Origin of the sequence: uncultured Thiodictyon sp., from assembly GCA_903837595.1 — a bacterium.
In the GTDB taxonomy this organism is placed as follows: Bacteria; Pseudomonadota; Gammaproteobacteria; order Chromatiales; family Chromatiaceae; genus Thiodictyon.
In genome coordinates this window covers 1-24,803 of sequence record CAILVI010000480.1, presented here as the reverse complement: position 1 = coordinate 24,803, position 24,803 = coordinate 1, and the positions used below count along the sequence as shown (strand labels likewise).

General features: G+C 66.1%; 24 protein-coding genes and 1 other RNA gene. 6 read left to right on the top strand and 19 right to left on the bottom strand.

Translation table 11 applies throughout. The annotated features are described in order from the left end of the window. Nucleotides 1-160 precede the first annotated feature (160 nt). The gene (locus tag QZY44_RS28785; RefSeq protein ID WP_295456074.1) at nucleotides 161-295 is read left to right on the top strand and encodes a hypothetical protein; all 135 of its coding nucleotides are present in this window, start codon (nucleotides 161-163) and stop codon (nucleotides 293-295) included. Between the two features lie 10 nt (nucleotides 296-305). Here the strand turns inward: QZY44_RS28785 and QZY44_RS28780 are convergent, their stop codons facing one another. Beyond that, nucleotides 306-914, bottom strand: a complete 609-nt coding sequence (locus QZY44_RS28780) for a hypothetical protein (RefSeq protein WP_295456073.1) — start codon at nucleotides 912-914, stop codon at nucleotides 306-308. Between the two features lie 505 nt (nucleotides 915-1,419). Between QZY44_RS28780 and QZY44_RS28775 the strand changes: the two genes are divergently transcribed. After that, nucleotides 1,420-1,575 carry a hypothetical protein gene (locus tag QZY44_RS28775; protein ID WP_295456072.1) on the top strand — a complete coding sequence of 52 codons (156 nt, stop codon included), beginning with the start codon at nucleotides 1,420-1,422 and terminating at the stop codon, nucleotides 1,573-1,575. Between the two features lie 548 nt (nucleotides 1,576-2,123). Then, nucleotides 2,124-2,477, top strand: coding sequence for a response regulator (locus QZY44_RS28770; RefSeq protein WP_365305488.1), 354 nt, complete (start codon nucleotides 2,124-2,126; stop codon nucleotides 2,475-2,477). A gap of 217 nt (nucleotides 2,478-2,694) precedes the next feature. On the opposite strand, the gene QZY44_RS28765 is transcribed toward QZY44_RS28770, so the two are convergent. Continuing rightward, nucleotides 2,695-3,591, bottom strand: a complete 897-nt coding sequence (locus tag QZY44_RS28765; protein ID WP_295456071.1) for a M23 family metallopeptidase — start codon at nucleotides 3,589-3,591, stop codon at nucleotides 2,695-2,697. Nucleotides 3,592-3,733: 142 nt separating this feature from the next. Between QZY44_RS28765 and QZY44_RS28760 the strand changes: the two genes are divergently transcribed. Next, nucleotides 3,734-4,201, top strand: coding sequence for a DciA family protein (locus tag QZY44_RS28760; RefSeq protein ID WP_295456070.1), 468 nt, complete (start codon nucleotides 3,734-3,736; stop codon nucleotides 4,199-4,201). 29 nt (nucleotides 4,202-4,230) lie between these two features. Here the strand turns inward: QZY44_RS28760 and lpxC are convergent, their stop codons facing one another. The 17 genes from lpxC to rnpB form a co-directional block, all read right to left on the bottom strand. Further along, nucleotides 4,231-5,142, bottom strand: coding sequence for a UDP-3-O-acyl-N-acetylglucosamine deacetylase (gene lpxC / locus QZY44_RS28755; RefSeq protein ID WP_295456069.1), 912 nt, complete (start codon nucleotides 5,140-5,142; stop codon nucleotides 4,231-4,233). A 424-nt stretch (nucleotides 5,143-5,566) separates the two neighbouring features. Further along, nucleotides 5,567-6,742, bottom strand: a complete 1,176-nt coding sequence (ftsZ, locus tag QZY44_RS28750) for a cell division protein FtsZ (protein WP_295456068.1) — start codon at nucleotides 6,740-6,742, stop codon at nucleotides 5,567-5,569. Nucleotides 6,743-6,900: 158 nt separating this feature from the next. Then, on the bottom strand, nucleotides 6,901-8,136 hold the full coding sequence (ftsA, locus tag QZY44_RS28745) for a cell division protein FtsA (protein ID WP_295456067.1): 1,236 nt from the start codon (nucleotides 8,134-8,136) through the stop codon (nucleotides 6,901-6,903). 46 nt (nucleotides 8,137-8,182) lie between these two features. Next, nucleotides 8,183-9,220 (bottom strand): cell division protein FtsQ/DivIB, encoded by a 1,038-nt coding sequence (locus QZY44_RS28740; protein WP_295456066.1) that lies wholly within the window; start codon nucleotides 9,218-9,220, stop codon nucleotides 8,183-8,185. Nucleotides 9,221-9,311: 91 nt separating this feature from the next. After that, a complete protein-coding gene (locus QZY44_RS28735) occupies nucleotides 9,312-10,250 on the bottom strand; it encodes a D-alanine--D-alanine ligase (protein ID WP_295456065.1) in 939 nt (312 codons plus the stop codon). 59 nt (nucleotides 10,251-10,309) lie between these two features. Beyond that, nucleotides 10,310-11,188, bottom strand: a complete 879-nt coding sequence (gene murB / locus QZY44_RS28730; protein WP_295456064.1) for a UDP-N-acetylmuramate dehydrogenase — start codon at nucleotides 11,186-11,188, stop codon at nucleotides 10,310-10,312. After that, on the bottom strand, nucleotides 11,181-12,617 hold the full coding sequence (gene murC, locus QZY44_RS28725) for a UDP-N-acetylmuramate--L-alanine ligase (RefSeq protein ID WP_295456063.1): 1,437 nt from the start codon (nucleotides 12,615-12,617) through the stop codon (nucleotides 11,181-11,183). The genes murB and murC overlap by 8 nt, the downstream gene beginning before the upstream one ends. Next, nucleotides 12,614-13,693, bottom strand: a complete 1,080-nt coding sequence (gene murG / locus QZY44_RS28720; RefSeq protein WP_295456062.1) for an undecaprenyldiphospho-muramoylpentapeptide beta-N-acetylglucosaminyltransferase — start codon at nucleotides 13,691-13,693, stop codon at nucleotides 12,614-12,616. The genes murC and murG overlap by 4 nt, the downstream gene beginning before the upstream one ends. Continuing rightward, the gene (gene ftsW / locus QZY44_RS28715; RefSeq protein WP_295456061.1) at nucleotides 13,678-14,886 is read right to left on the bottom strand and encodes a putative lipid II flippase FtsW; all 1,209 of its coding nucleotides are present in this window, start codon (nucleotides 14,884-14,886) and stop codon (nucleotides 13,678-13,680) included. Before ftsW ends, murG begins: the two co-directional genes overlap by 16 nt. Beyond that, nucleotides 14,883-16,238 (bottom strand): UDP-N-acetylmuramoyl-L-alanine--D-glutamate ligase, encoded by a 1,356-nt coding sequence (murD, locus tag QZY44_RS28710; RefSeq protein WP_295456060.1) that lies wholly within the window; start codon nucleotides 16,236-16,238, stop codon nucleotides 14,883-14,885. The genes ftsW and murD overlap by 4 nt, the downstream gene beginning before the upstream one ends. Further along, nucleotides 16,238-17,320: a phospho-N-acetylmuramoyl-pentapeptide-transferase gene (gene mraY / locus QZY44_RS28705; protein WP_295456059.1), complete on the bottom strand. Its 1,083-nt coding sequence runs from the start codon at nucleotides 17,318-17,320 to the stop codon at nucleotides 16,238-16,240. Before mraY ends, murD begins: the two co-directional genes overlap by 1 nt. Nucleotides 17,321-17,362: 42 nt before the next feature. Next, nucleotides 17,363-18,715, bottom strand: a complete 1,353-nt coding sequence (gene murF, locus QZY44_RS28700; RefSeq protein ID WP_295456075.1) for a UDP-N-acetylmuramoyl-tripeptide--D-alanyl-D-alanine ligase — start codon at nucleotides 18,713-18,715, stop codon at nucleotides 17,363-17,365. Continuing rightward, nucleotides 18,715-20,466, bottom strand: a complete 1,752-nt coding sequence (locus QZY44_RS28695; protein ID WP_295456058.1) for a penicillin-binding protein 2 — start codon at nucleotides 20,464-20,466, stop codon at nucleotides 18,715-18,717. Before QZY44_RS28695 ends, murF begins: the two co-directional genes overlap by 1 nt. Continuing rightward, on the bottom strand, nucleotides 20,453-20,743 hold the full coding sequence (ftsL, locus tag QZY44_RS28690) for a cell division protein FtsL (protein WP_295456057.1): 291 nt from the start codon (nucleotides 20,741-20,743) through the stop codon (nucleotides 20,453-20,455). The genes QZY44_RS28695 and ftsL overlap by 14 nt, the downstream gene beginning before the upstream one ends. Further along, nucleotides 20,740-21,672: a 16S rRNA (cytosine(1402)-N(4))-methyltransferase RsmH gene (gene rsmH / locus QZY44_RS28685; protein ID WP_295456056.1), complete on the bottom strand. Its 933-nt coding sequence runs from the start codon at nucleotides 21,670-21,672 to the stop codon at nucleotides 20,740-20,742. The genes ftsL and rsmH overlap by 4 nt, the downstream gene beginning before the upstream one ends. 7 nt (nucleotides 21,673-21,679) lie before the next feature. Then, complete coding sequence (mraZ, locus tag QZY44_RS28680) at nucleotides 21,680-22,135, bottom strand: division/cell wall cluster transcriptional repressor MraZ (protein WP_295456055.1); 456 nt, start codon at nucleotides 22,133-22,135, stop codon at nucleotides 21,680-21,682. Nucleotides 22,136-22,438: 303 nt separating this feature from the next. Next, an RNA gene (gene rnpB, locus QZY44_RS28675) (RNase P RNA component class A) lies at nucleotides 22,439-22,822 on the bottom strand. 99 nt (nucleotides 22,823-22,921) lie between these two features. Between rnpB and QZY44_RS28670 the strand changes: the two genes are divergently transcribed. Together QZY44_RS28670 and QZY44_RS28665 are read left to right on the top strand one after the other, a co-directional pair. Beyond that, nucleotides 22,922-23,350: an acyl-CoA thioesterase gene (locus QZY44_RS28670; RefSeq protein ID WP_295456054.1), complete on the top strand. Its 429-nt coding sequence runs from the start codon at nucleotides 22,922-22,924 to the stop codon at nucleotides 23,348-23,350. Between the two features lie 214 nt (nucleotides 23,351-23,564). Next, on the top strand, nucleotides 23,565-24,770 hold the full coding sequence (locus tag QZY44_RS28665; RefSeq protein WP_295456053.1) for an ammonium transporter: 1,206 nt from the start codon (nucleotides 23,565-23,567) through the stop codon (nucleotides 24,768-24,770). Nucleotides 24,771-24,803 lie beyond the last annotated feature (33 nt).

Genomic DNA, 24,803 nt, shown 5'->3' with positions numbered 1-24,803 from the left:
GTGTCCACACAATCACATTCGCCTGGCAGGTGAATTGCCGGACGCGGATATCGCTTTGAAAAAGCTTGGCGAGCTTGGCGCCTTGGCGTGAGAACTGCTCTTTTTTGGATCATAACGGGAGCGGCATTATTGGCGCGATGATGGCAGTGAGTTCTGGGCCATGCTCGAAGGCCATCTGATGCCGGATTCAGCCATCTATCTGGCCAGGGGCGCAGGCGCTGATCAGATGCGCGGCGCCGGGGACGTGAACGGCAACGGCAACGGCAACGCCGGGCCAAGGAGGCCCGGCGCCTGACCAGGTCAACTCAGGGCGCGCAGTTCACCACCACCTCGTCGCTGAACTGCCCGATTTCCTTGTTTTTCACCACATAGACCGCCGTATAGCGGCGCAGCTCGGGCTTACCGGGCACGAGCAGCGGGCGCCGATCGAAATAGGGCAACACGGTGGTGAAGCCCAACAGCACCCAGCCCGCATCGCCTTCGCGCTGGCAATAGATATTGACCCCGTCGCTCGTCAACTTGAGGCAGGTGAGCTCGACCTCGCCATCCGAGTGGTCCGCGCCCGCCAGGTTCGGTTTGGACTCGGCCAGCTTGACGCTCAACGCCGGGCCTTGCAGCCGCAGCCGCGCACTCACGGCCGGGGTAAATTTCTGATGTGCCTTGACGCGATGCATGATCAGCCGGACGTTGCGCTCGGCCCGCTCGTGAACCGTGTTATTGTGCGCGACCGCCTGCTTATGCATGGTAACGGCAAGGTTCAGGGCCGTGTCGGCGCTATGCAATTCCGCATTATCCGCCTCCAATTGCGCCAGGTCCTCGGGCGCTACACAGCTCTCGGGGTCCTTGGCCTGGGCCGTGGCATTGTCATGCCAGCCGATAAACGCACTATGCGAAGGAGGGACGAAGTCTGACATGGACACACCTCTCTGGATGGAGATTGATTGAAGGAATCAATGACTGACCGACTTCCCGGAGGATGCGGGGCTCCGGGGTGCCCCTGTGCGAGCGATCGGCGGCTAACGGCCATGGCGCCCGCACCATCCCGAATGAACGTGGCGGGCGCCTTGGCCGTTCCCCCTCCCCGGCCCTCCCCCAATAGGGGAGGGGGAAGTGGAGCGCGCTCCCGGCGCGACTTTCACGGTAACGGGGTGTCAGCACCACGCCACGGGGTGCCGAACCTCGCCCAACCCCCGGCGCAGCCCGCTCAGCGGGCACCAGGATTGCGCCCTGTGCGCGAAATGCCGTACCTGATGCGTCGTGGTCTGCGCCACCGGGCGCAAGCGATCCGCCCCGGGGCCTGGGCATTCCGCCCGCGGGCCAGAGTATTCCGCCCCAGGGCCAGAGGGTTCCACCCGGAGGCGCGGAGTGCCAGCCCCGGACACTTACCAAAACGCTTTATTATTTATTGTGTTGCCGATCTTGGCTGAGGTCTTCCGCCACGGGGTTGAAGCCTTCAGCCCCGTGGTTGAAGTCTTCGGCCACGGGGTGGCAGCCTTGCGCCCGGTGGCGGAGCCCCTCGACCACCGGGTGGCCGCCCTCCACCACGGGCTGCAAGCCTTCCTCCCGCTGCCGTAACCCCGGCGCCACTAGGTCACTACCCTCTGTCCCGGGGGAATGACATCTTGCCGTCGGCTAGCAGGCCGGTAAGGCGGAACAGGGGCCGCGAGCAAGGTCCCAGGCGCCGTCGCGTTTCTTTCCCCATAGCGTGCCATAATATCGGCCGACCGTACAAGATGCGCCGGTTACACGCCGGTTACACGCACCGATTGCAAGATCGATAAACTGCACGGAGCCTTGAGAATCGTTGCGGCCATCCGGTTCGTCTGCAACTGGAGGTCGAGGCGTTATCGTGAAAGTAAGACCAGTGCCCGGTGGGAGCGGCTTTAGCCGCGACGGGACCGCGCAGGCATCCGTGGCTTCGTCGCGGCTAAAGCCGCTCCAACGGGGACTTTCATCGTCCGGGATGGCTGGTCGTGCTGCCATGGCCGTTAGCCAGTGGCGGCTTCCGGCATAACCAAGAGAAATCCGTGGCGCCTGCGAGCCTGACCGGCTAAAGCCTCGGCCTCCAGTGGCCGGAACGAGGACCAAGGCCGCGACGCGGTTGGTGAGTTGGGTTTAACGTAATTGGCATTGGATTTGACCTCATACTGAAAACCGGCGAGGCCGCACAGATTCTTATCGTCGATGATATGCCGACGAACATCAAGGTGCTCCTCAGCATGCTGGACGACGACTCTGATGTGAGAGTCGCCACCTCAGGACGCGAGGCACTGAATTTTCTGGCCAAGGGGCAGCCGCCGCCGGACCTGATCGTGCTGGATGTCATGATGCCGGAGATGGATGGGTACCAGGTCTGTGCTACGCTCAAAGGACAGGTCGCCACGCGCGACGTTCCGGTGATCGCCGTCACGGCAATGGTATCGATGCGGGTCTCGCCGTCCGGAATGGCCGCCACCGTGACCGGATCGACCGCGTAGGACCAGTGGCCTCCGGTTTCACTGATCGCAGCGCGTCCCTGCGATCGGCGATTTCGATTTCCGCAATGGCCAAGCCGAAGCGCGCCGCCCCGAGGTCTTAACCTTCGGCGCCGGGCGCGAGTGCTCCTTGCGCGGTCCGGGTGTCCAACCGCCGCCTTCGTTCAGACCCGATCCTGGCCGATGACTAGCCGACCCCTAGGTCAGATGCGCCGCGCGCTCAGCCGGGATTACCCGCGAAGAGCATGCCCGGGGCCTGGGAACCGGCGAATTGCATCGGGTTCTCGTGCTCGCCGTCCTTCAGAACCTCAAAGTGGACATGAGGTCCGGTGGCACTGCCGGTCGACCCGACCGCGCCGATCACCTGGCCTTTGCGGACCTGCTGTCCTTCTTGAACTGAATTGAAGGAGTTATGACCGTAGCGGGTGCTGTAGCCGTTGGCATGGCGGATCTCGATCAGGTTACCATAGCCGTGTCGATGCCCGTTGAAGGTCACCACCCCATCGGCCACCGCCACCACCGGGCTGCCCGAGGGTGCGGCGAAGTCGACACCTTGGTGGAAGATGGCCCGATGCCTGATCGGATGCACGCGCATCCCGTAATTGGAGGTAATGTAGCCCGAGCGAATCGGCCAACCCGCAGGCACTGACTTGGCGGTGAGGTCCTTCCCTGGGATCGCCTCTTCAAGGATCTCCAGCTTACGCTTGCGATCCTTGAGCAGGCTGACCATGCTCCCCAACTCACTGGCGATCTCCCTGATCGTGTAGTCCTGAGCCGGCCCGTCCTCGGGCCCACCCTGAGGCGGGGGATTGCCGAAATCGAACTCATGCTGATCGAGCCCGGCCATACCGGCCACGCGCTCACCCAGGGCATTGATCCGCGTGAGTTCCGCCTGCATATCACCCAGTCTGGCGGTGAGGTCCGCGAGCGGCGCCTGATCTGACTGGGAGGGCGCGGTCGCAAGGTGGAGGAGATTCGCTGCGTCGGTTTGGGCAACACCGGCCTGCTTGCCAACCCAGAATCCGATCCCAGCCCCCGCGACGGCACACGAGAGAACCGCGGAAAATGCCACAACGGCCTGTCCGCGCAAGGTCTTTCTACGATCGAGGTGGTACATTGATGACCTCTGGCTGTGAGTAGGGCGACTTTGGGTCGGGTTTATACTACAGACGGCCAGCCGTGGCGACCCCTCATGTGCGCCGAGCGATTGATCTAGGTTCGTTTTCTGTAAATCAGGCAAAGGTAATACCTCTCAAATCATGGCAAGACAACGGGCCAGTCGCACGCGGGCCGCTCATGTGCGGGATCTTCTCACGGCCAGCCCCGCGGTGGCCCACTGCCTGGAATTACAGCGACGCGAGGATGGCCTACTCGCCCAAGTTCGCGACCTGCTGGCCCCAGCGGCGCGGCCCCATTGCATCCAGGCGACCACCACTGACGGCGAGCTTACGGTCACAGTGGACTCGGCGGCTTGGGCAACACGCCTGCGTTATCTGGCCCCGGACCTGGCCCGGGGGCTCGCGGGCGCCGGGGTCAGGGCGGTGAAGCTGCGCGCCCGCCCGCAGGATTTGGGCACGCGACGCCAAACGCCACAGCGTCTGGACCGATTGACATCCGCTGCAAGCCAACATCTGTTGGCAGCGGCCGACTATACGACCGATGCGGGGATTGCCGACGTCTTCCGGCGTCTGGCAGCCCGGCACCGCGAGCCGGACCCCTTGGCGTAGGCAAGCGGCCGGCGCAGACCCAGGCCCGATCAGGCAAACGCCAAGGGCTGGGCGTAGCAGATGGGAGCCGGCGTGGCGTCTTCGAACACCGCTTCTTCCCAAGCGGTCTGGTCTGCCACCAGGGCACGCAAGAGCTGGTTGTTCAGTGCGTGCCCGGACTTATGGCCTTTAAAGGCCCCGATCAGGGTGTGGCCCAAGAGATAGAGGTCGCCGATCGCATCCAGGATCTTGTGCTTGACGAACTCGTCCTCATAGCGAAGACCTTCCTCGTTCAGTACCCGGAACTCGTCCACCACCACGGCGTTATCCAGGCTGCCGCCTTGGGCGAGGCCCTGTTGGCGCAACGCCTCAATGTCGCGCAGAAAGCCGAAGGTCCGGGCGCGACTGACTTCCTTGACGAAGGATGAGGTGGAAAAGTCCATGGTAGCCCGCTTGGTGCGATCATGGAAGGCCGGATGGTCGAAATCGATCGTGAATTCCACGCTGAACCCGTCGTAGGGCTCAAACCGGGCATATTTGTCGCCATCGCGCACCTCGACCGGATGCTTGATCCGAATAAAGCGCTTGGCGCGATTCTGTTCTTCCACGCCGGCGGACTGAATCAGGAACACGAAGGGGCCGGCGCTGCCATCCATAATCGGCACCTCCGGGGCGCTCACGTCCACGTAGGCGTTATCGATGCCGAGGCCCGCAAAGGCGGACAGCAGGTGCTCAACCGTCGAGACCCTCACGTCGCCATTGACCAGGGTCGTCGACAGCCGGGTGTCGCCCACGTTGTGAGGACAAGCCCGGATCTCAACCGGTTGCTCCAAGTCCACCCGCCGGAAGACGATACCGGTATCGGGAGCCGCCGGGCGCAGCGTGAGGTACACCTTGTCGCCGGTATGCAAACCGACGCCGGTGGCGCGGATCACGTTCTTTAGTGTACGTTGCTTGACCATCGTGCGGGCTCCCTAGTCGCATACCGCGGCGACGCGCGCTGGCTCCGACCATCGACATCGCGGCTAACGCCGCGCCACGCCCGAACGATTTCAGGCTTGATGGTTAGCTTAGGGTTTTCCCGAAACTTTATCAAGCGCTCTGTGCAACATATCGAAAGTTGTTTGTTTTTGTTTACATTACACGTAAAGGGATTTCCCTAGTAGCACGCCCTCCCTGGCATTTTTCGCGAATGGATACCCCGCGCTGAGCCCCGCGGCCGTCCGTGGCCCCGCCAATCGGCAATCCTAACGGCCATGGCGCCCGCGCCACCCCGAAAGATGAAAGAGGCGGGCGCCTTGGCCGTTCCCCCACTCCGCCCACCCCCAATAGGGGAGGGAGAATTGGAGCGCGCTCCCGGCGCGACTTTCACGGTAAGTCGCTGGCTCAATCCGCCTGACGGCGCAGGAAGGCGGGGATGTCCAGATAGTCCAGATCGTGCTCGACCGCCTCGGCCGTGTTGCCACCCGCCGTCGCCGCCTTACGGTAAATGGCGGGGCGCCGCTCAATCTCGCCATAATCGGGCCCCGTCTCCTCGCCATCCGCAGCGACGAGACGCACATGCGGCGGCTCTTCGCGGTTTGGCCTTACCACCACCGAGATCCGGCGCGCGCCCAAGCCGGTGGCCACGACGGTAACCCGCAGTTCATCCTCCAGTTCCGCGTCAATGACGGTGCCGATCACCACGGTGGCGTCATCGTCGGCAAAGTCGCGAACCGTGTTACCAACCTCATCGAACTCGCCCATGGTCAGGCTGCTGCCCGCCGTGATGTTGACCAGAATGCCCTTGGCCCCGGCGAGATCGATGTCTTCCAACAGGGGGCAGCGAATGGCTGCCTCCGCAGCCTCCCGTGCCCGCTCCGGACCGACGGCGGCCCCGGTGCCCATCATGGCGACCCCCATCTCCGACATCACGGTCTTCACGTCGGCGAAGTCGACGTTGATCAGGCCGGGACGCGTGATCAGTTCGGCAATCCCGCGGGTCGCGTTCAACAGAATGTCGTTGGCTGACTTGAAGGCACCGAGCAGGGTCATGTCCTTGCCAAGCACCGCCAACAGCTTCTCGTTCGGGATAGTGATCAACGAATCCACATGCTTGGCCAACTCCGCAATGCCTTCCTCGGCGATGCGCCGCCGCTTGCTCCCCTCAAAGGGGAACGGCTTCGTCACCACCGCGACCGTCAGAATACCCAGTTCCTTAGCGACCTCGGCAACCACCGGAGCGGCACCGGTGCCGGTACCGCCGCCCATGCCGACGGTGATGAAGACCATGTCGGCACCGGACAAGGCCTCGGCGATGCGCTCCCGATCCTCCAGCGCCGCCTGTTTACCCACCGCCGGGTTGGCACCGGCGCCGAGCCCCTTGGTGATCGCTGAACCGAGCTGCAAAATGGTCCTCACGCGTGACCCCTTGAGGGCCTGCGCGTCGGTATTGGCGCAGATAAAGTCCACCCCCTCAATGGAGGAATCGACCATGTGATTGACCGCGTTGCCGCCCCCACCGCCGACGCCGATCACCTTGATAACGGCGGATTGGTTATGGGTATCCATCATTTCGAACATCACTCTATCTCCCCCAAACTGTTTGTCGCTTAAGAAACCTGAAACCCCGTTCGGCCCCACCCCCGGCAGGACCGCCCCCCCGACCGGCACAGCCCCTAGGAACCGCACCCCGGAGCCGCAGGCCGCGGCCCCAAGAACCGTGAGCATCCGCATGCCCCTCAGAAATTCCCTTGGAACCAACTGCGCATCCGCTTCAACACCCCCTTGACCCCGCCCCCGGCGTTGAGTTCGGGACGTTTGGCAAAGCGGTGTTGCCGGGCGTAGATCAAAAGCCCCACGCCGGTGGCGTAGACCGGGTTGCGCATCACTTCGGCCATGCCGACCACATACTGGGGCACCCCCAGGCGCACGGGCATGTGGAAGACCTCCTCGGCCAGTTCGATCAGGCCCTGCATCTTGGCGCTGCCGCCGGTGAGGACGACGCCGCCGGCCACCAGGTCCTCGAAGCCGCTACGCCGCAGCTCGTTGCGCAGCAGGGTCAGCAGTTCTTCATAGCGCGGTTCCACCACCTCGGCCAGCGTCTGGCGCGACAGGCGCCGCGGCGGGCGGTCGCCGATGCTCGGGACCTCAATGGTATCGCCGCCGCTGGCGAGCTGGGTGAGGGCACAGGCGTGGCGGATCTTGATCTGCTCGGCGTGCTGGGTCGGGGTACGCAGGGCCACCGCGATATCGTTCGTCACCTGATCGCCGGCGATCGGGATGACGGCGGTGTGGCGGATCGCCCCGTCCGTGAACACCGCCAGATCGGTGGTGCCCCCGCCGATGTCCACCAGACACACGCCCAGCTCCTTCTCGTCCTCGCCGAGCACCGAGTAGGAGGCACTGAGCTGCTCCAGCACCAGGTCATCAACCTCGAGGCCGCAGCGTCGGATGCATTTCAAGATGTTCTGGGCCGCACTGACCGCGCCGGTGACCATATGGACACGCGCCTCCAGGCGCACCCCGCACATCCCGATGGGCTCGCGGATGCCCTCCTGCCCATCAATGATGTATTCCTGGGGCAGGATATGGAGCACCTGCTGATCGGCGGGGATGGCGACGGCGCGGGCGGTGTCGAGCACTCGGTCCACGTCGGCCTGGCTGACCTCGCGATCTTTGATGGGGGTGCTGCCGTTGGAGTTGAGGCTGCGGATGTGGCTGCCGGCGATCCCGGCGTGGACCGAGTGGATCTCGCATCCAGCCATCAGCTCGGCCTCTTCGACGGCGCGCTGGATGGACAGGACGGTGGACTCGATATCCACCACCACCCCTTTCTTGAGGCCGCGGGAGGGGTGGGTACCGATACCGATGATCTCGATCTGGTCATCGTCCTTTAGCTCGCCGACCAGACAGGCGATCTTGGAGGTGCCGATATCCAGGCCCACCAGCAGGTTTTTGTCGTTGCGTCGTGCCATTCCGTTTTTCACCGCGTGTGTGTATGTTGACTCATGCCGTGGTTGGCTAGTGCCGTGTCGGAAGCGCCTGGGTCAGCGCGCGGGCAGGCCCTCGCGCGTCGGCGGGTTGCGGCCGTGAGGACGGCGGTTGTTGGTGGGTCCGGGCCTTGGTGGGGGCTGCACCAGAACGCGCAACCGCATGCTGCTTAGGCATTGCCGCGTGACCCGCCGTCGTCCGGCCCCCCCCCCGCGCCGCCGGACGATGCGCCGGGACCTGGGTATGCGTCTTGGTATGCGTCTTGGTATGCGTCTGGGTAGCTGCCCCGGAGCGCCGGGCGGCGGTCTTCGGCGCCGGATGCCGGCCCTGCGGGCCCGTCAGCGCCTGGGTGGGCGACGGCAGCGGGTCCGGCACCGCACTGCCCGCCCATTTGACCGCGAAGCCATTGCTGTAGCGCAGGTCCACGACCTTGGCCCGGCCGGCAGCCTCCAATTGGGGTGCTGCCCCGATGAAGCGCGTCAGGCGCCGCTCGATGTCGGCGGTGCCGAGCTCCAGTCGGGTGTTGGAGACCAAGTCCAGGCGCCAGGCGCCGCGAGGGTCGACAGCGAGGGTGTCGATGAGTTGGCCGGCCAACATCAGCGAATCGCGCCATTTGAGGTAGCGTTCGACCAGTTCCCGGGCGCGTACCGCCTCCCCGTCGAGCAGTGGCAGGCCGGCCGGGATCGGGCCGCTGGGGCGAAAGATGACGCCCTCGGCGGTGACTAGGCCGTCGCCCTTCCAGCGCGCCACCGGGCGGTGCTCCACCACGCGCACTTGGAGCCGGTCGGGCCAGACGCGCCGGATGCCGGCGCCGCCGACCCAGGACAGCCTCTCGGCGGCCTGCTTCAGGTCCCGCAGATCGGCGGTGAGAAACCCCCCTTGCAGGCGCTGGCTGAGCGTATCGCGCAACAGCTCCGAGGAGTGATGATGCAACTCGCCTTGGACCTCAATGATCCGCACCGGCAGGAGCCGCGGTTCCCAATAGCCGAAGGCCCAGACGCAACCGGCCATGGCCAGGAGCAACAGCAGCCCACTCAAGGCACGCAGGCGGGTACGCCGGGGTGCCAATGCCGATAAGGGCGCCGATAAAGGCGCCGATAAAGGCGCCGCTGGCGGTGGGGCCGTCGCCAACGGCGGAGGCTCGCGGGGGGCAGTCGGTTCAGCCACGATCGAGGCTCGTCCCCAGAATGCGCAGGACCAGCGTCGGGAAATCGAGCCCCGCCGCCCGCGCGGCCATGGGCACCAGACTGTGGTCGGTCATGCCGGGGACGGTGTTGATCTCCAGCAGGTAGGGGGCACCGGCCGCGTCGACCATGAAGTCGACCCGGCCCCAACCGCCGGCACCGACCGCGTCGAAGGCGTCCAGGGCGAGTTGACGCAGCCGCAACTCGTCGCCCTCGGGCAGACCGCAAGGGCAGCGATAGCGCGTGCTGTCGGCGCGGTACTTGGCGTCATAGTCATAGAAGGCGTGGGGCGTCTCCAGCCGGATGATGGGCAGGGCCTCGTGCCCGAGGATGGCGCAGGTGTACTCGGCACCGTCAATCCAGCGTTCGGCGATGACCAGGGGATCGTACTCGCGGGCGACCTGCCAGGCGGCGGCCAAGGCGGCGGGGTCCTCGACCCGGGCCATTCCGATGCTGGACCCCTCGTGGGCCGGCTTGATCATCAGTGGAAAACCAAGGGCAGCGGCGGCAACCAGGTCCGCGTCGTCGCGCAGCAAGACCGCGTCGGCCGTCGGCAGACCAGCCCCCGCCCAGGCAAGCTTGGTGCGGTACTTGTCCATTCCCAGGGCCGATCCCAGGACCCCGGAGCCGGTATATGGCATGGCGATCGTCTCCAGGGCACCCTGAATGACGCCGTCTTCGCCGCCGCGGCCGTGAAGGATGATGAAGGCGCGCGTGAAACCGCCGGCGCGCAACTGCTCCAAGACGGTGGCGTCGGGGTCCAGGGGATGGGCGTCCACGCCACGCTCGCGCAGGGCCGCGAGTACAGCATTGCCGCTCTTGAGTGAAATCTCGCGCTCGGCGGCCTGGCCGCCGAGCAGCACGGCGACTTTACCGAAGCGGTCGCGACCATCTTGATCAGGGAGTGATGACATTTTTAATTCATTTCTGATTTTTGATTGCTGATTGAAGATTGGAAATCATCAATCTTCAATCAGCAATCCTCAATTGACTTGAACTCTGGGTGGAGCTGTATTCCGGTGTGGTGCGCCACTTGTTGCTGCACGTGCTGTACCAGATCGGTGATGTCTTGGGCCTTGGCCTGGCCCGTGTTGATAATAAAGTTCGCGTGTTTCTCGGAGACCTGGGCGCCGCCGATACGACACCCTTTGAGCCCGACCGATTCGATGAGGCGCGCCGCATGGTCACCGGGGGGGTTGCGGAAGACGGAACCGCAACTCGGCGCTCCGGTGGGCTGAGTGCGGGCACGCTGGTCCAGGAGGGCGCGGATGCGCTCCATGCCGGCGGCACCATCGCCGGGTTGTAGTTCCATCTCGGCGTCCAGGAACCATTCGCCCGGGGCACCACGGACCTCGCGGTAGCCAATCTGGAAGTCGGTCGGGCGGCGGACACGGATCTCTCCGGTCCGGTCGATGCTGCGTATCTGCCTGACCTGGGTCCAAGTCTCGCCGCCCCAGGCGCCGGCGTTCATGGCCAAGGCCCCGCCCAGGGTGCCGGGGATGCCGGCCAGGAATTCGACACCGACCAGATTGTGGCGGGCGGCGAAGCGGGCCACCTTGGCGCAGGTGGCCCCGGCCTGGGCATAGAGGCCGGTGGGTCCCTGCCGGTTGAGCTGGGAGAGACCGCCCAGGGTCTGGATCACGGTGCCGGGAAAACCTGAATCCGGGACCAAGAGGTTGCTACCGAGTCCGAGCCAGAAGAGGGGCTCCAGCGGATCGAGATGCCGGAGGAATTCCACCAGGTCGTCGATGTCGACCGGGCGGTAGAGGCGCCGCGCCGGACCGCCAACCCGCCAGGTGGTGTGGCGGGACAGGGGCTCGGACTGGAGCAACTCGCCGCGCAGCTCAGGCATCATTGACTCCCCCGGTCAGCATGGCGGGTAGGCGCGCGGCGAGCGCGCCGATGTCGCCGGCCCCCATCAGCAGCACCAGGTCGCCGTCCTCCAGCAGGTTGGGGAGGAGCTCGGGGACGGCGTTGGGGTCTTGGGCGAACACCGGGTCCAGGATGCCGCGGGCGCGGATGGCGCGGCTCAGGCAGCGACCGTCGGCGCCGGCAATGGGGGCCTCGCCGGCGGGGTAGACGTCGCACAGGATCAGCAGGTCGACGGTGGAGAGGACCTGGACGAAGTCTTCGAACTGCTCCTGGGTACGGGTGTAGCGATGCGGCTGAAAGACCAGGACTAGCCGGCGGCCGGGCCAGCCGCCGCGGGCGGCGGCCAGCGTCGCGGCGAGTTCGCGGGGGTGGTGTCCGTAGTCGTCGACGAGGGTCAGCCGCCGGCCGGCCTGGTCCTGTAAGTCGGTGACGACGAAGCGACGGCCCACCCCTTGGAAGCCGGCCAGGGCGCGGCGGATGGCGTCTTCGTCGACCCCCAGCTCCAAGGCGACGGCGATGGCCGCCAATGCGTTGAGGACATTGTGGCGTCCGGGCAGGTTGAGCTCGAGGGCCAACGGCGAGCGCAGGTCCTTGCTGTGGACGTCGAAATACATGCGCAGGCCATCCTGACGGACATTGTCGGCGCGCACATCCGCCTGCGCACAGGTGCCATAGGTGCGTACCGGGCGCGGCACCAGCGGCTCCAGGGCGCGCACCTCGGGATCGTCAATACACAGGACTGCCAGGCCGTAGAACGGCAGGTGGTGGAGGAACTCCATGAACGTATTGCGCAGGCGGTCGAAGTCGTTGCCGTAGGTCTGCATGTGGTCGGCATCGATGTTGGTCACGATCGACACCATGGGCTGGAGGTAGAGGAACGAGGCGTCGCTCTCGTCCGCTTCCGCCACCAGGTATTTGGAACTACCAAGCTTGGCATTGGCCCCGGCGCTGTTGAGCAGGCCGCCGATCACGAAGGTGGGATCGAGCCCGCCCTCGGCGAGCACGCTCGCCACCAGGCTGGTGGTGGTGGTCTTGCCGTGGGTACCGGCGACGGCCACGCCGTAATGGAAGCGCATCAGCTCGGCGAGCATCTCCGCGCGGCGCACGATGGGGATGCGCCGGGCGCGGGCCTCGGCGATCTCCGGATTCGACTCATCAATGGCGGTGGAGACGACCACCGCGTCGGCATCCGTGACCTGGGCGGCGCGGTGACCGATGTAGACCTGCACGCCCAATTGGCGCAGGCGTCGGGTGGTCTCGCTGTCACGCAGGTCGGAGCCGGCCACCTCGTAGCCCAGGTTGGCCATGAGTTCAGCGATGCCGCTCATACCGGCGCCGCCGACACCGATGAAGTGCAGGCGTCGGACCCGGCCCATGTTGGCAGCGGTGTGGCTCAAATGGGGATTCATCGGCGGGCGAGCTCCAAGCAGGCGGCGGTGATGCGGGTGACGGCGTCGGGGGTAGCGCGGGCCCGGGCGGCCTGCGCCATGGTCAGGAGTTGGCTGCGGTCAGCGAGCAGCGTCGCGAGCAACTCGGCAAGGCCCGCAGGATGCAGATCCTGCTGAAGGATCAGGCGCGCCGCGCCGCATTCGGCCAGGAAACGGGCGTTACCGACCTGATGGTCATCGACCGCATGGGGATAAGGCACCAGCACCGCGCCCAGGCCGGCCGCGGCCAGCTCGGAGACGGTCAGCGCACCGGCACGGCAGACGACCAAATCAGCCCAGGCGTAGGCCTGCGCGATGTCGCTGATGAACGCCGTGACCTCGGCCTGGACGCCGGCTTGCGCATAGGCCGCGCGCGCCAGTTCCAGCGTCTGCTCGCCGCCCTGGTGGCGGACCGCCGGCCGCCGCTCGACGGGGAGCAGGCCCAGCGCCGCGGGGAGGACTTCGTTGAGGGCCTTGGCGCCGAGCGAACCGCCGACGATCAACAGCCGCGCCGGCCCGGTCCGCCCGGCGAAGCGCTCCAGGGGCGGCGGCAGTTCAGTGATCTCACGCCGTACCGGGTTGCCGGTGGCGATAGCATGCCGCCCGGCAGGAAAGCTGCCGGGGAAGGCCTCGAACACCCGGGTCGCCAGACGGGCGAGCCATTGGTTGGTCATCCCCGGGACCGAATTCTGCTCGTGAACAACCAGGGGTATTCCCAGTGCCCGGGCGGCCAGGCCGCCCGGGCCGGAGACGAACCCGCCCATCCCCAGCACCAGCGCGGGGCGGCGGCGGCGCAGGATCGCCCCGGCCTGCCACAGGGCGCCGATCAGCCGCACCGGCCCCACCAGGGTCTGTTTGATCCCCTTGCCGCGCAGGCCCGCGACGCGCAGCCATTCCATTTCGAAGCCGTGCTCCGGGACCAGGCGCGATTCCAGGCCACGCTGCGTTCCGATCCAGAAGATGCGCACGCCCTGCTCACGCAGGGCGGCAGCCACGGCAAGCGCGGGAAAGACATGCCCGCCGGTGCCCCCGGCCATGACGCCTATGCACGTAGCCATGGCACCCCCCGTGGACTCCTGGACTCCGCCTCGTCCTGGCGCGTGGTCGCGTCGATCCGCAGCAGGATGGCGATGGCCATGCAGACGACCATCAGGCTGTTGCTGCCGTAACTCAGGAAGGGCAGGGTCAGCCCCTTGGTCGGGAGCATGCCCGCGTTGACACCGATGTTCACGAAGGCCTGCAGGCCGAGCCACAGACCGATCCCCTGGGCCGTGTAGGCGGCGAAGCGGCTCCCAGCCGCCTCCGCACTGGCACCGATGCGGAAGGCGCGCCAGGCGATGAAGGCGAAGGTGAAAATGACCACCAGCATCCCTAGCAACCCCAGTTCCTCGGCAATGACCGTAGCGATAAAGTCGGTGTGCGCCTCAGGGAGGAAATACTGTTTCTGAATGCCGTTGCCGAGCCCGACCCCCAGCCACTCGCCCCGCCCGAAACCGATCAGGGCCTGGCTCAACTGGTAACCTGAGTTGAAGGGGTCCTCGAATGGATTGAGGAAGGAGAGGATACGCCGCATCCGGTAGGGCGATGTCATCACCAGTACGGTGAGCCCGACCAGCACGGTGCCGAACAGCACGGCGAAGGGCATGACACTGACGCCCCCGAGGAACAACATCCCCATGACGGTGGCCAGCATCACCGTGGTGGTGCCGAAATCCGGCTGCTTCAGGATCACGACGGCGGTAATCCCGATCAGGATCATGGGACGGATGAAACCGGACAGTTTGTTGGCCACGGCATCGGCGTGGCGCACCAGATAGCCCGCGATGTAGATCACCGCAAACAGCTTGATGAACTCCGAGGGCTGGAGATTCAGCGGCCCCACGTGGATCCAGCGCGTGGCGCCATTGACGTTGCGACCGATGCCCGGGACCAGGACCAGCAGCAGCATCCCGACCCCACCCAGGAATAGCCAGACCCCCGTGCGCTCCCACCAACTGACCGGGACGGTGAAGGCCAGCAGGCCAGCCATCAGGGCCATGGAGAGGGCGATCGCCTGACGGGTGACGAAGTAAAAGGGGTCTTTGCAGCAGGTGTCGCCGATGGTCATGGAGGCCGAGGCCACCATCACGAAGCCAAAGGACAGCAGACCCAGGGCCGCGATCAGCAGCGGCAGGTCCAGGGCCGGCCGGCGCTCGTTGCGGCGCCGCACCCAGGTCTCGGAACGCTTGTTCCGGCGGGTTGCCGCGGTCATACCGCAAGCCTGCGCACCGCGTCGGCAAAGACCCGACCACGGTGTTCGTAGTTGTCGAACATATCAAAGCTGGCGCAGGCCGGGGAGAGCAGCACCGCGTCCCCGGGGCGGGCCATGTCAGCGGCCTTGGCGACCGCGTCGGCCATGTCGCCGGCCGGGATCAGAGGGACCAGGCCGCTCAAAACCCGCTCGACCAGGGGGGCATCGCGCCCGATCAGGACCACCGCCCGGGCGGCCCGCGCAACCGCCGCGGCGAGCGGCGTAAAATCCGCGCCCTTACCGTCACCACCCGCGATCAAGACCACCAGGCCCGCGGACCCCGGTGACACCAGGCCATCCAAGGCGGCGACCGTGGCCCCGGGGTTGGTACCCTTGGAGTCGTCATACCAGCGTACCCCGGCCTGATCGGCCACCAGTTGGCAGCGGTGGTCCAGACCGGAAAAGGTCCGCAGGGCCTCCAGCGCCGGCGCGCGCGGCAGGTCGCAGGCCTCGGCCAAGGCCAAGGCGGCCAGGGCATTGGCCAGATTGTGCCGACCGGGAATCAGGACCTCGTGCGCCGGGATCAGTCGCTCCTCCCCCCGACAGAGCCAGGGGCCAGCGTCGGTCTGCACCAGACCATAGTCGCCCGCCGCGGGCACCCCCAGGGTGAAGCCGATCTCGCGCGGCGCAGTACGGAGCATCGCCACCACGGCGGGGTCATCGCGATTGATGACGGCCACCTCGGCCCGGTCATAGATGCGTGCCTTCGCCTGCTGATAGGCGGCCAGGTCCGCGTAGCGGTCCAGGTGATCGGCTGAAATGTTGAGCACGACCGCCGCCCGGGCGGTGAGACCCGGCGTGGTCTCCAGTTGAAAACTGGAGAGCTCGAGCACATACAGGTCCGCCTGATCGTCCATTAGGTCCAGCACCGGTTCACCCAGATTGCCGCCGACCCGCACAGCGCGCCCGGCCCGCCGCGCCATGAGCCCCATGAGCGTGGTCACGGTGCTCTTGCCGTTGGAGCCGGTGATGGCACAGATCGGCGCCCGGGCGGCCTGCGCGAACAGTTCCACATCGCCGATCACCGCCACCCCGCGGGCGCGGGCCTGCTCAATCAGCGGTGTGGCCACCGGCACCCCGGGGCTGACCACCAGCCGGTCGGCGGCAGCGAAGGGACTGGGGTCGAAGCCCCCGACGAACACGGCCACCTCCGGCAGATCACGGCGGACCTGCTCCAGGCCGGGCGGATTAGCGCGGGTGTCCGTCACCGCCACCCACGCACCCTGCGAACGCAGATAGCGGACGCAGGAGACACCGGTCTTACCCAGACCGACCACCAGGGTCTTCAAATCGGGGGGCAGTGTCGCGGTCATCAGCGGATCTTCAGGCTGGCCAGCCCGACCAGGACCAGCACCACGGTAACGATCCAGAAGCGGACGATGACCCGCGGCTCCGGCCAGCCCTTAAGCTCGAAGTGATGGTGCAGGGGGGCCATGCGGAAGATGCGTTTGCCGGTGAGCTTGAAGGAGATCACCTGCAACATCACGGAGACGGTCTCCATCACGAAGACCCCGCCCATGATGAACAGCACCAGTTCCTGACGCACGGCCACCGCGACCACGCCCAAGGCCGCACCCAGGGCCAAGGCACCGACGTCGCCCATGAACACCTGGGCCGGATAGGCGTTGAACCAAAGAAAACCCAGCCCCGCCCCAACCAAGGCGCCGCAGAAGATGAACACTTCGCCGACCTCCTTGACGTGCGGGATGCGCAGATAGGCGGCGATCTCAACATGACCGGCGGCGTAGACGAAGATGGCCAGTGCCCCGGACACCAGCACGGTGGGCATGACGGCTAACCCGTCCAGCCCGTCGGTCAGATTCACGGCGTTACTGGAACCCACGATGACGAAATAGGCCAGCAGGATGAACCAGGGCCCGAGTTGGAACGAGACATCCTTCAGGTAGGGGATGAGGAGCGCAGTCTCCGCCGGGGTCTGGGCGGTGAAATAGAGGGCCAGCGCCGCGGCCAGGCCGAAGACCGTCTGCCACAGATATTTCCAGCGGGCGGCCAGGCCCCGCGGATTCTTGAGGACCAGCTTCTTGTAATCGTCCACCATCCCCACGCCACCGAAGGCCAGCGTCGTCAGCAACACGATCCAGACATAGCGGTTGTTGAGATCCGCCCACAGCAGGGTGCTGATGCCGACCGCGACCAGAATCAGCGCGCCACCCATGGTGGGGGTACCGGACTTGATCAGGTGGCTCTGGGGGCCGTCGTCGCGCACCATCTGGCCGATCTTGAAGGCGCGCAGCCGCCGGATCATCGGCCGGCCAACCAGCAGCGAGATGGCGAGCGCCGTCAGGGTCCCCAGTATTCCGCGCAGCGTCAGATAGCGGAACACACCGAAACCGGTCTCGAAGCGCATCAGCCATTCAGCAAGATAAAGCAACATATTATTTGAAATTTAAGATTTAAGATTCAGAAAAATCAGCAATCAGCAATCAGCGCACAGGGCGTTAACCACCACGTCCATCCGCGCCGAGCGCGAACCCTTCACTAAGATCAGCGCATCCGCGCTCAAGGACTCGCGTAGCTGCGCGATGAGCGCCGCGTGATCCGCGAAGTGCTGCGCCCCGGCGCCGAAGGCGTCCGCGGCGGCGGCACTGCGCATTCCGACGCAGAACAGTCGCTCCACCCCCGCGGCGCGGGCCTGGGCACCCGCCTCACGGTGCAGCGCCTGGGACCGCGGGCCCAGCTCGCCCAGATCGCCCAAGACCAGCCAGGGGCGCCCGGGCAGCCCGGTCAGCACGGCCACCGCGGCGGCCAGTGAGTCCGGGTTCGCATTATAGGTGTCGTCGATGAGTCGCACCGCGGCACCGGTGCGCGGGCACAGGCGGCCAGGAACCGGGGCCAGGGCCAGCAGGCCGGCACGCACCGCAGCGAACCCAACCCCGCAGGCGCGGGCCGCAGCCGTGGCGGCCAGGGCATTGACCACGTTGTGAACGCCCGCGAGCCGCAACTCCAAGGGGTATTGCGTGCCACCCTCGTTCGCTACAAAGGTGGTGCGGAACCCGTCCGCATCCCAGCGGACCGCGATCGAGCGACGCTCCGCCCACAGGTCCGCCGCCTGCTCCAGGGCAAAGGTACGCACCACCCGACCGGCCCCCAGGTCCCGCCAGAGGGCCGTGTAGGGCGAGTCGCCGGGCACCACAAAGACCCCGTCCGGCGGCAACCCTTGGGCGATTTCGCCCTTGGCACGGGCCACACCGTCCAGGCTACCAAAACCCTCCAGATGGGCGCGTCCGGCATTGGTGATCAGCGCCACCGTCGGCCGGCCAATGGCGGTCATATAGGCGATCTCACCCGGATGGTTGGCCCCCATCTCCAGCACCAGGAAGTCCTCGTCGCGGGCGCGCAGCAGCGTCAGGGGCATCCCGATGTCGTTATTCAGATTGCCCACGGTGGCGCCGGTCGGCCCCACCTGGGACAGGATGGCGGCCAGCATCTCCTTGACCGTCGTCTTACCGTTGCTGCCGGTGATCGCCGTCACCCGGCAGGGGATGCGATCACGCCAGGCGGCGGCCAGCCGTCCCAAGGCCAGCCGGGTGTCGTCCACCACCCATTGGGGCACATCGAGCGGGAGTTCGTGGTCCACCAGCGCGGCGGCAGCACCCCGCTCGCGGGCGGCGGCCACATAGTCGTGACCGTCAAAGCGCTCACCGCGCAGGGCGACGAAAAGCTGTCCGGTGCAATCGGCGCGGCTGTCGGTACCGACCGAGGAAAACGCCGCGTCCGCGCCCGGCAGACACCCCCCGACCCGCTCGGCGGCTGGCTTGAGGCTCCACATCATGGGACGGCCCGCCCGCCGGCCAGCAACATGGATGGCGCGGGCTCATCAGGGGGCACATTGAAGAGCCGCAGCGCCCCCTCCATCACTTTGGCAAACACGGGGGCGGCAACCACGCCGCCATAGTAGGCGCCCCCGTGGGGCTCATCGATCATGACCACCATCACCAAGCGGGGATTACCGGCCGGCACCATCCCCGCAAACAGGGACTGATAGCGGCCGGCCCCGTAGCCGTGACGGCCGCTCGCCTTCTTGGCGGTACCGGTCTTGCCGCCGACGCGATAACCCGGGATGGACGCGCGCTTGGCGGTCCCCTTATCGGAGACCACGGTCTCCATCATCGCCCGTACCGCGCGCGCGGTCTTCACACTCATGACGCGCGTCCCCTGCGGGACCTTATCGCGCTTGAGCAGGGTCACCGGGCGCTTGACCCCGTCCGCCGCCACCACCGCGTAGGCCTGGGCCAACTGGAGCGCCGTCACCGAGAAGCTGTAGCCGAAGGCCATCGTGGCATGATCGAAGGGCCGCCAATGTTTGTAGTCGCGCAGGACCCCGTGGGACTCGGCCGGGAACTCCACGCCGGTCGGACGCCCGAAACCGAGCGAGTCGTATTCCTTCCAGAGGCCAGCGTAGTCCATCATCTGGGCGAGCTTGACCACGCCCACATTACTGGACTTGGTGATGATGCCGGTCACATCCAGGCCGCCGTAGTTGTGCACATCCTGCACGGTGTTACTGCCCACCCGCAGGGGTCCGGCCGTATTGATGCGGGTGGTCGGGGTCACCAGACCACGCTCCAGCACCGCGGCCACCACCAGTGGCTTGACCGTGGAACCCGGCTCCATGACGTCGGTGAGCGCGCGATTGCGCCGCCGGTCGGCCTCGCGGCCACTGAGGTCATTCGGGTTATAACCGGGCTGATTGACCATGGCCAGCACCTCACCGGTGGCCACGTCGAGCACCACCGCGGTACCGCCCACCGCCTTGTTTTCCGCCACCGCCGCCTTCAACTCGCGATAGGCAAGGAATTGCAGCCGCCGGTCCAGGCTCAGGGTCAGGTCCTTGCCCGGCCGCGGCGGGCGCACCTGTTCGACCTCCTGGACGATCCGCCGCCGCCCGTCCTGGAGCACCCGACGCAGGCCGGGCTCGGCGCGCAGCAGCTTGTCGTAAGCAGACTCCATGCCCTCCTGGCCGTGATCCTCAATGTCGGTGAAGCCCAGCACATGGCCGAACACCTCCACGCCGGGGTAGAAGCGCCGGTACTCGGTATCGAACTCCAGCCCCTCCAGGCCGCGGCTCGCGATCAATGCACGCACTGCGGTGGCCTCGTCGATACTGACCCGCCGCTTGACATACATGAAGCCCCGTTCGGCATTGGCCTGCACGCGCTCGCGCAACTCCGCGGGCTTCTGCCCGAGACACTGGGCCAGTTCCGGCATGACCTCAAGTCGGGGCACCAGCTTGCGCGGATCGGCCCAGATAGTCTCCACCGGGGTGCTGACCGCTAGGGCCTCGCCATTGCGATCCAGGATCATGCCGCGCCGCGCCGCGATCTCACCGACCCGCAGGTATCGCCGCTCGCCCTCCCCGCGCAGGAACTCGGTCTCGAGCACCTGACGGTAGAAAACGGCGCCGGCGACCATGACCAGGGCGGCCGACAGGCCCCACATCAGCACACGGCGGCGCACCCGCGGGTTGGGTGCAGCACGCCGACGCTCGCTCGGTCTCGGACAGCGTCTAGGGGCGATCATGATCTACCTCTTCAATCAACATGACGTCACCGACACGGGGGAGATACATGCCCAGTTCGTCGCGCGCCTTCCGCTCCACCCGCACATCAGTGGACAGCGCCGCTTCTTCCAGGCGCAGTCGATTCCACTGCACATCCAATGCATCACGCTGTGCCCGCAGGTCCTGAAGCTGGGAAAAATGAAGTCGCGTCAGATATTTGGTATGAACGACCCAAACCCCGGAGGCGGTGATCGCCACCAGCAGCAGGAGCACCGTCGAGAAGCGCCCCCGGTTCATGGCAGGCGCTCCGCCACCCGCAGGATGGCACTGCGGGCGCGCGGGTTACCCGCCACCTCCACCGCGCCCGCCCGGGTCGGCTTGCCCACCAGACGCAGGCGCCCGCAGGACTCTGCCGCCGTGATCGGCAGCCCTTTCGGAAACCGGGGACCCCGGGCCTCGTCGCGCATGAAGCGCTTGACGATCCGATCCTCCAATGAATGAAAGCTGATCACCACCAGACGCCCGACCGCGGCCAGGAGGTCGCACGCCTGCCCAAGCACCCGGGTGAGTTCACCCAGTTCATCATTGACCTGAATGCGCAGGGCCTGAAAGGTGCGGGTGGCGGGGTGCTTGCCCGGCTCGCGGGTGGGCACCACACGCACCACCAAGTCCGCGAGCGCGCGGGTCGTGAGCAGGGGCGAGGCGGCGCGCGCCGCCACGATGGCGCGGGCAATCCGCGCACCGAATCGCTCCTCCCCGAACTCATAGAGCACCGCCGCGATCTCCGCCACCTCGGCGCGGGCGAGCCAGGCAGCAGCGGACTCCCCATGCCCCGGGTCCATGCGCATGTCGAGCGGCCCCTCGGCGTTGAAGCTGAAACCGCGCGCAGGGGTATCGAGTTGGGGCGAAGAGACCCCCAGGTCCAGCAAGATGCCCGCAACGCCGCCACTGACCCCCGCCTCCCGCACCGCCCCCGTCAGGTCGCCGAAGCGCGACTGAACGACCGTCAGGCGGGGATCGGCAACGGCCAAGGACCGGGCCGCGGCAATGGCATCCGGGTCGCGATCGATGGCCAGCAGACGCCCGACAGACCCCAGACGCGCCAGGATCGCGCGCGCATGACCGCCGCGGCCGAAGGTGCCGTCGACATAGATGCCGTTGGGGTCTATCGCCAGGGCCTGCACGCTTTCCTCCAACAGAACAGATCGGTGGGATACGTCGCTCACGACGCGCTCAGAATTTCAACTTGCCGAGTGAAGACGCCATCGCCATCTCGCTGGTAACCGGATCGTTGAGTGCCGCCTCGTTCTTGTCTTTCCATCGCTGTTCATCCCAAATCTCGAATTTCACGCCCAAACCGACCAAGGCCACGCGCCGGTCAAGGGAGGCAAACTCACGCAGGTGCAGGGGCAGCAGGATGCGTCCCTGACCATCCATCTCCACGTCCTCGGCGTTACCAAGATAGAGCCGACGCACGGACAGGGCGGTCTCATCAAAGGCGGGCAAATCGGCAAACTCCTTTTCGATCACCTCCCAGGCCGGCTGGGGAAACAGCAGCAGACAGCGCGCCCGGTCCACGGTCAGGACCAGGTTGGAATCGCCCACGGCCAGCAGACGCTCGCGGCTCCTGGCCGGAATCGCGAGACGCCCCTTGGCATCCAGACTGAGATAGGCGGACCCCCGAAACACTCGACTCCCCCTGTGATGCCCTTTTTTTCCCGCTTGCCCCACTTCTTCCCACTCTGCACCCATATTAGTGAGCCGCTGGCCTAGCGTCAAGCCTTGCGCATCGTGTTTTTTTGTTAATGCTCAGCGGCTTAAGAGGGAGTCCCAAATGTCCTCTGAACATGGACAAAAGTAGGCCCGGCTCAGCGCCATGAGCAATGATTCTGCGGAAAAAGCACGACTTGGGCCGCGCTGGGCGCGCCGCCCGCGCGGACAAGGACGAGCGCAAGCGATCGGTGCCCGAGGGGCACCTGGGGATGGGGGAAGGTGGGGAGCCGGCCTGTAAGCCGGGTTCTGTCGTGGACAGCCATTCATCTGGGACGCCTGTCACCAGGCGCCTCGAGCGACCTACCCGGGGACACGCGCGGGCCGCGCGCCGCGGCCGTTAGGCCGCTCGTCCCTCTATTTGGTCTTGCTCCGGGTGGGGTTTACCCTGCCACCGATGTTGCCACCGGCGCGGTGCGCTCTTACCGCACCATTTCAACCTTACCGCTCATGTTCCAGCGTACCGGAACACGAGGTTGGCGGTATATTTTCTGTGGCACTTTCCGTGGGCTCACGCCCCCCAGGCGTTACCTGGCACCCTGCCCGATGGAGCCCGGACTTTCCTCCCCGCCCACGGTGGGACGGAGCGGCTGCCCAGCCGACTCCCCGCCGGTAGTCTAACCGATTCCAGGGGCGGACCCCTGGGTTAAAGACGATCGGCGCGTCCGCCACCACACCCCCCTTACCCGTATTGAGGAACAGCCCATGCCTGCCGAACCCTACGCCTACAGCCTACGCATCCGGCTCCATGACACGGACGCCGCCGGCGTGATGTTCTATGGGCATCTCTTCAGGCACGCACACGACGCCTACGAATCGTTTATGGAGCAACTCGGGTTTCCCTTGCATGACCTGATCGGGACCGCCACTGCCGGCCCCAAGGTCCGGCTGCCGATCACCCGCGCGCAGGCGCGCTACGAACGTCCGCTGCGTCTGGGTGAGCGGGTGCGCGTGGAGCTATGGGTTGCGGAAGTACGCCGACGTACCTTCGCGCTGAATTACCGCTTTCAGGATGCGCAAGGACGTACATGCGCCACAGCGCAGACCCTGCATTGCCTGGTAGGCGAGGACGACCCGGGGCTACCCGAGGGGCTACGCAATGCCCTGACCGCGTGGATCGGGGACGCGGTTTGACGGTCCAACCAGGTGCGCGCACCGGCGCCCGACGCCCCGGACTGGTGCACTGCTGCGATTTTACGGGGCGCGCCTCCTCCCCTCCCCTGCCCGGTCGCGCCATGACCTCGCGCCCGCACCGGCACGGCGGCCTCGCCCAGCGCCTTCCGGCACAGTTCCTGCTTGCACTCGCACCAATGTTGAACGAGACCACATGGTACTGAGGTAAATTTCGATGGAGACAGTGAAGACCGGCAGCGACGTCTTCTTCATCCTGATCGGCGCGGTGATGGTACTCGCCATGCACGCGGGTTTCGCCTTTCTGGAGTTGGGGACGGTCCGGGCCAAAAATCAGGTCAATGCCCTGGCGAAGATCATGAGTGACTTTGCCATCTCGACCATCGCCTATTTCTTCGTCGGCTACTGGATCGCCTACGGGGTCGATTTCTTTTCAGACGCCGCGACACTCTCGGCCCAACACGGTTTTGGACTGGTCAAATTCTTCTTTCTCCTGACCTTTGCTGCCGCGATACCGGCCATCGTCTCGGGCGGGATCGCGGAGCGGGCGCGCTTTAACCCGCAGTTGCTCGCCTCCTTCGTAATCGTCGGACTGCTCTATCCCCTCTTCGAGGGCATGGTCTGGAACGGCAACTTCGGGATGCAGACCCTCATCGGGCAGGTCTTCGGGTCACCCTTCCATGATTTTGCCGGCTCGGTCGTCGTCCACGCGGTAGGCGGCTGGATCGGGCTGGCCGCCGTCCTCCTGCTCGGCCCCCGCCAAGGGCGTTATCGCACCGACGGCGGCATGACCGCGCACCCACCGTCATCCATCCCGTTCCTCTCGATCGGCGCCTGGACGCTTACCGTGGGCTGGTTCGGCTTCAACGTCATGTCCGCCCAAACGGTGGACGCAATCAGCGGATTGGTCGCCGTCAACTCGCTGATGGCGATGGTGGGCGGCATCCTGGCGGCCCTGGTCGCCGGCAAGAACGACCCGGGCTTCCTGCACAACGGACCGCTGGCCGGCCTGGTGGCGGTGTGCGCGGGCTCCGACCTGATGCACCCCATCGGTGCCCTGGTCACCGGGGCCGTGGCCGGCGGGCTCTTCGTCTATGCCTTCACCCTGACGCAGAACAAGTGGCGCATCGACGACGTGCTGGGCGTCTGGCCCCTGCACGGTCTGTGCGGCCTCTGGGGCGGGATCGCGGCGGGGATCTTCGGGCTCAAGGCCCTGGGCGGGGTCGGCGGGGTCACCTTCGGCAGCCAACTGGCGGGCAGTCTGACCGGAGTGGCGATCGCCTTCGGCGGCGGTTACCTGATTTATGGCGCCATCAAGTCGTTGATGGGGCTGCGCTTGAGCCAGGAGGACGAGTACCTGGGCGCCGATCTGAGCATCCATAAGATCACCGCGCAACCGGACTATAACCGCGGGGAGGTTTGAGGTCACCGTAGGGGCGGGTTTGAAACAGATCGG

Excerpts from the sequence above, each read along its gene's own strand:
- QZY44_RS28735 (WP_295456065.1), bottom strand. The coding sequence starts at position 10,250 with ATGTCATCACTCCCTGATCAAGATGGTCGCGACCGCTTCGGTAAAGTC.
- mraY (WP_295456059.1), bottom strand. The coding sequence starts at position 17,320 with ATGTTGCTTTATCTTGCTGAATGGCTGATGCGCTTCGAGACCGGTTTC.
- murD (WP_295456060.1), bottom strand. The coding sequence starts at position 16,238 with ATGACCGCGACACTGCCCCCCGATTTGAAGACCCTGGTGGTCGGTCTG.
- murG (WP_295456062.1), bottom strand. The coding sequence starts at position 13,693 with ATGGCTACGTGCATAGGCGTCATGGCCGGGGGCACCGGCGGGCATGTC.
- QZY44_RS28780 (WP_295456073.1), bottom strand. The coding sequence starts at position 914 with ATGTCAGACTTCGTCCCTCCTTCGCATAGTGCGTTTATCGGCTGGCAT.
- ftsA (WP_295456067.1), bottom strand. The coding sequence starts at position 8,136 with ATGGCACGACGCAACGACAAAAACCTGCTGGTGGGCCTGGATATCGGC.
- murC (WP_295456063.1), bottom strand. The coding sequence starts at position 12,617 with ATGAATCCCCATTTGAGCCACACCGCTGCCAACATGGGCCGGGTCCGA.
- QZY44_RS28760 (WP_295456070.1), top strand. The coding sequence starts at position 3,734 with ATGGCAAGACAACGGGCCAGTCGCACGCGGGCCGCTCATGTGCGGGAT.
- QZY44_RS28695 (WP_295456058.1), bottom strand. The coding sequence starts at position 20,466 with ATGATCGCCCCTAGACGCTGTCCGAGACCGAGCGAGCGTCGGCGTGCT.
- ftsW (WP_295456061.1), bottom strand. The coding sequence starts at position 14,886 with ATGACCGCGGCAACCCGCCGGAACAAGCGTTCCGAGACCTGGGTGCGG.
- murB (WP_295456064.1), bottom strand. The coding sequence starts at position 11,188 with ATGCCTGAGCTGCGCGGCGAGTTGCTCCAGTCCGAGCCCCTGTCCCGC.
- lpxC (WP_295456069.1), bottom strand. The coding sequence starts at position 5,142 with ATGGTCAAGCAACGTACACTAAAGAACGTGATCCGCGCCACCGGCGTC.
- QZY44_RS28765 (WP_295456071.1), bottom strand. The coding sequence starts at position 3,591 with ATGTACCACCTCGATCGTAGAAAGACCTTGCGCGGACAGGCCGTTGTG.
- ftsZ (WP_295456068.1), bottom strand. The coding sequence starts at position 6,742 with ATGTTCGAAATGATGGATACCCATAACCAATCCGCCGTTATCAAGGTG.
- QZY44_RS28665 (WP_295456053.1), top strand. The coding sequence starts at position 23,565 with ATGGAGACAGTGAAGACCGGCAGCGACGTCTTCTTCATCCTGATCGGC.
- QZY44_RS28670 (WP_295456054.1), top strand. The coding sequence starts at position 22,922 with ATGCCTGCCGAACCCTACGCCTACAGCCTACGCATCCGGCTCCATGAC.
- QZY44_RS28785 (WP_295456074.1), top strand. The coding sequence starts at position 161 with ATGCTCGAAGGCCATCTGATGCCGGATTCAGCCATCTATCTGGCCAGG.
- murF (WP_295456075.1), bottom strand. The coding sequence starts at position 18,715 with ATGTGGAGCCTCAAGCCAGCCGCCGAGCGGGTCGGGGGGTGTCTGCCG.
- ftsL (WP_295456057.1), bottom strand. The coding sequence starts at position 20,743 with ATGAACCGGGGGCGCTTCTCGACGGTGCTCCTGCTGCTGGTGGCGATC.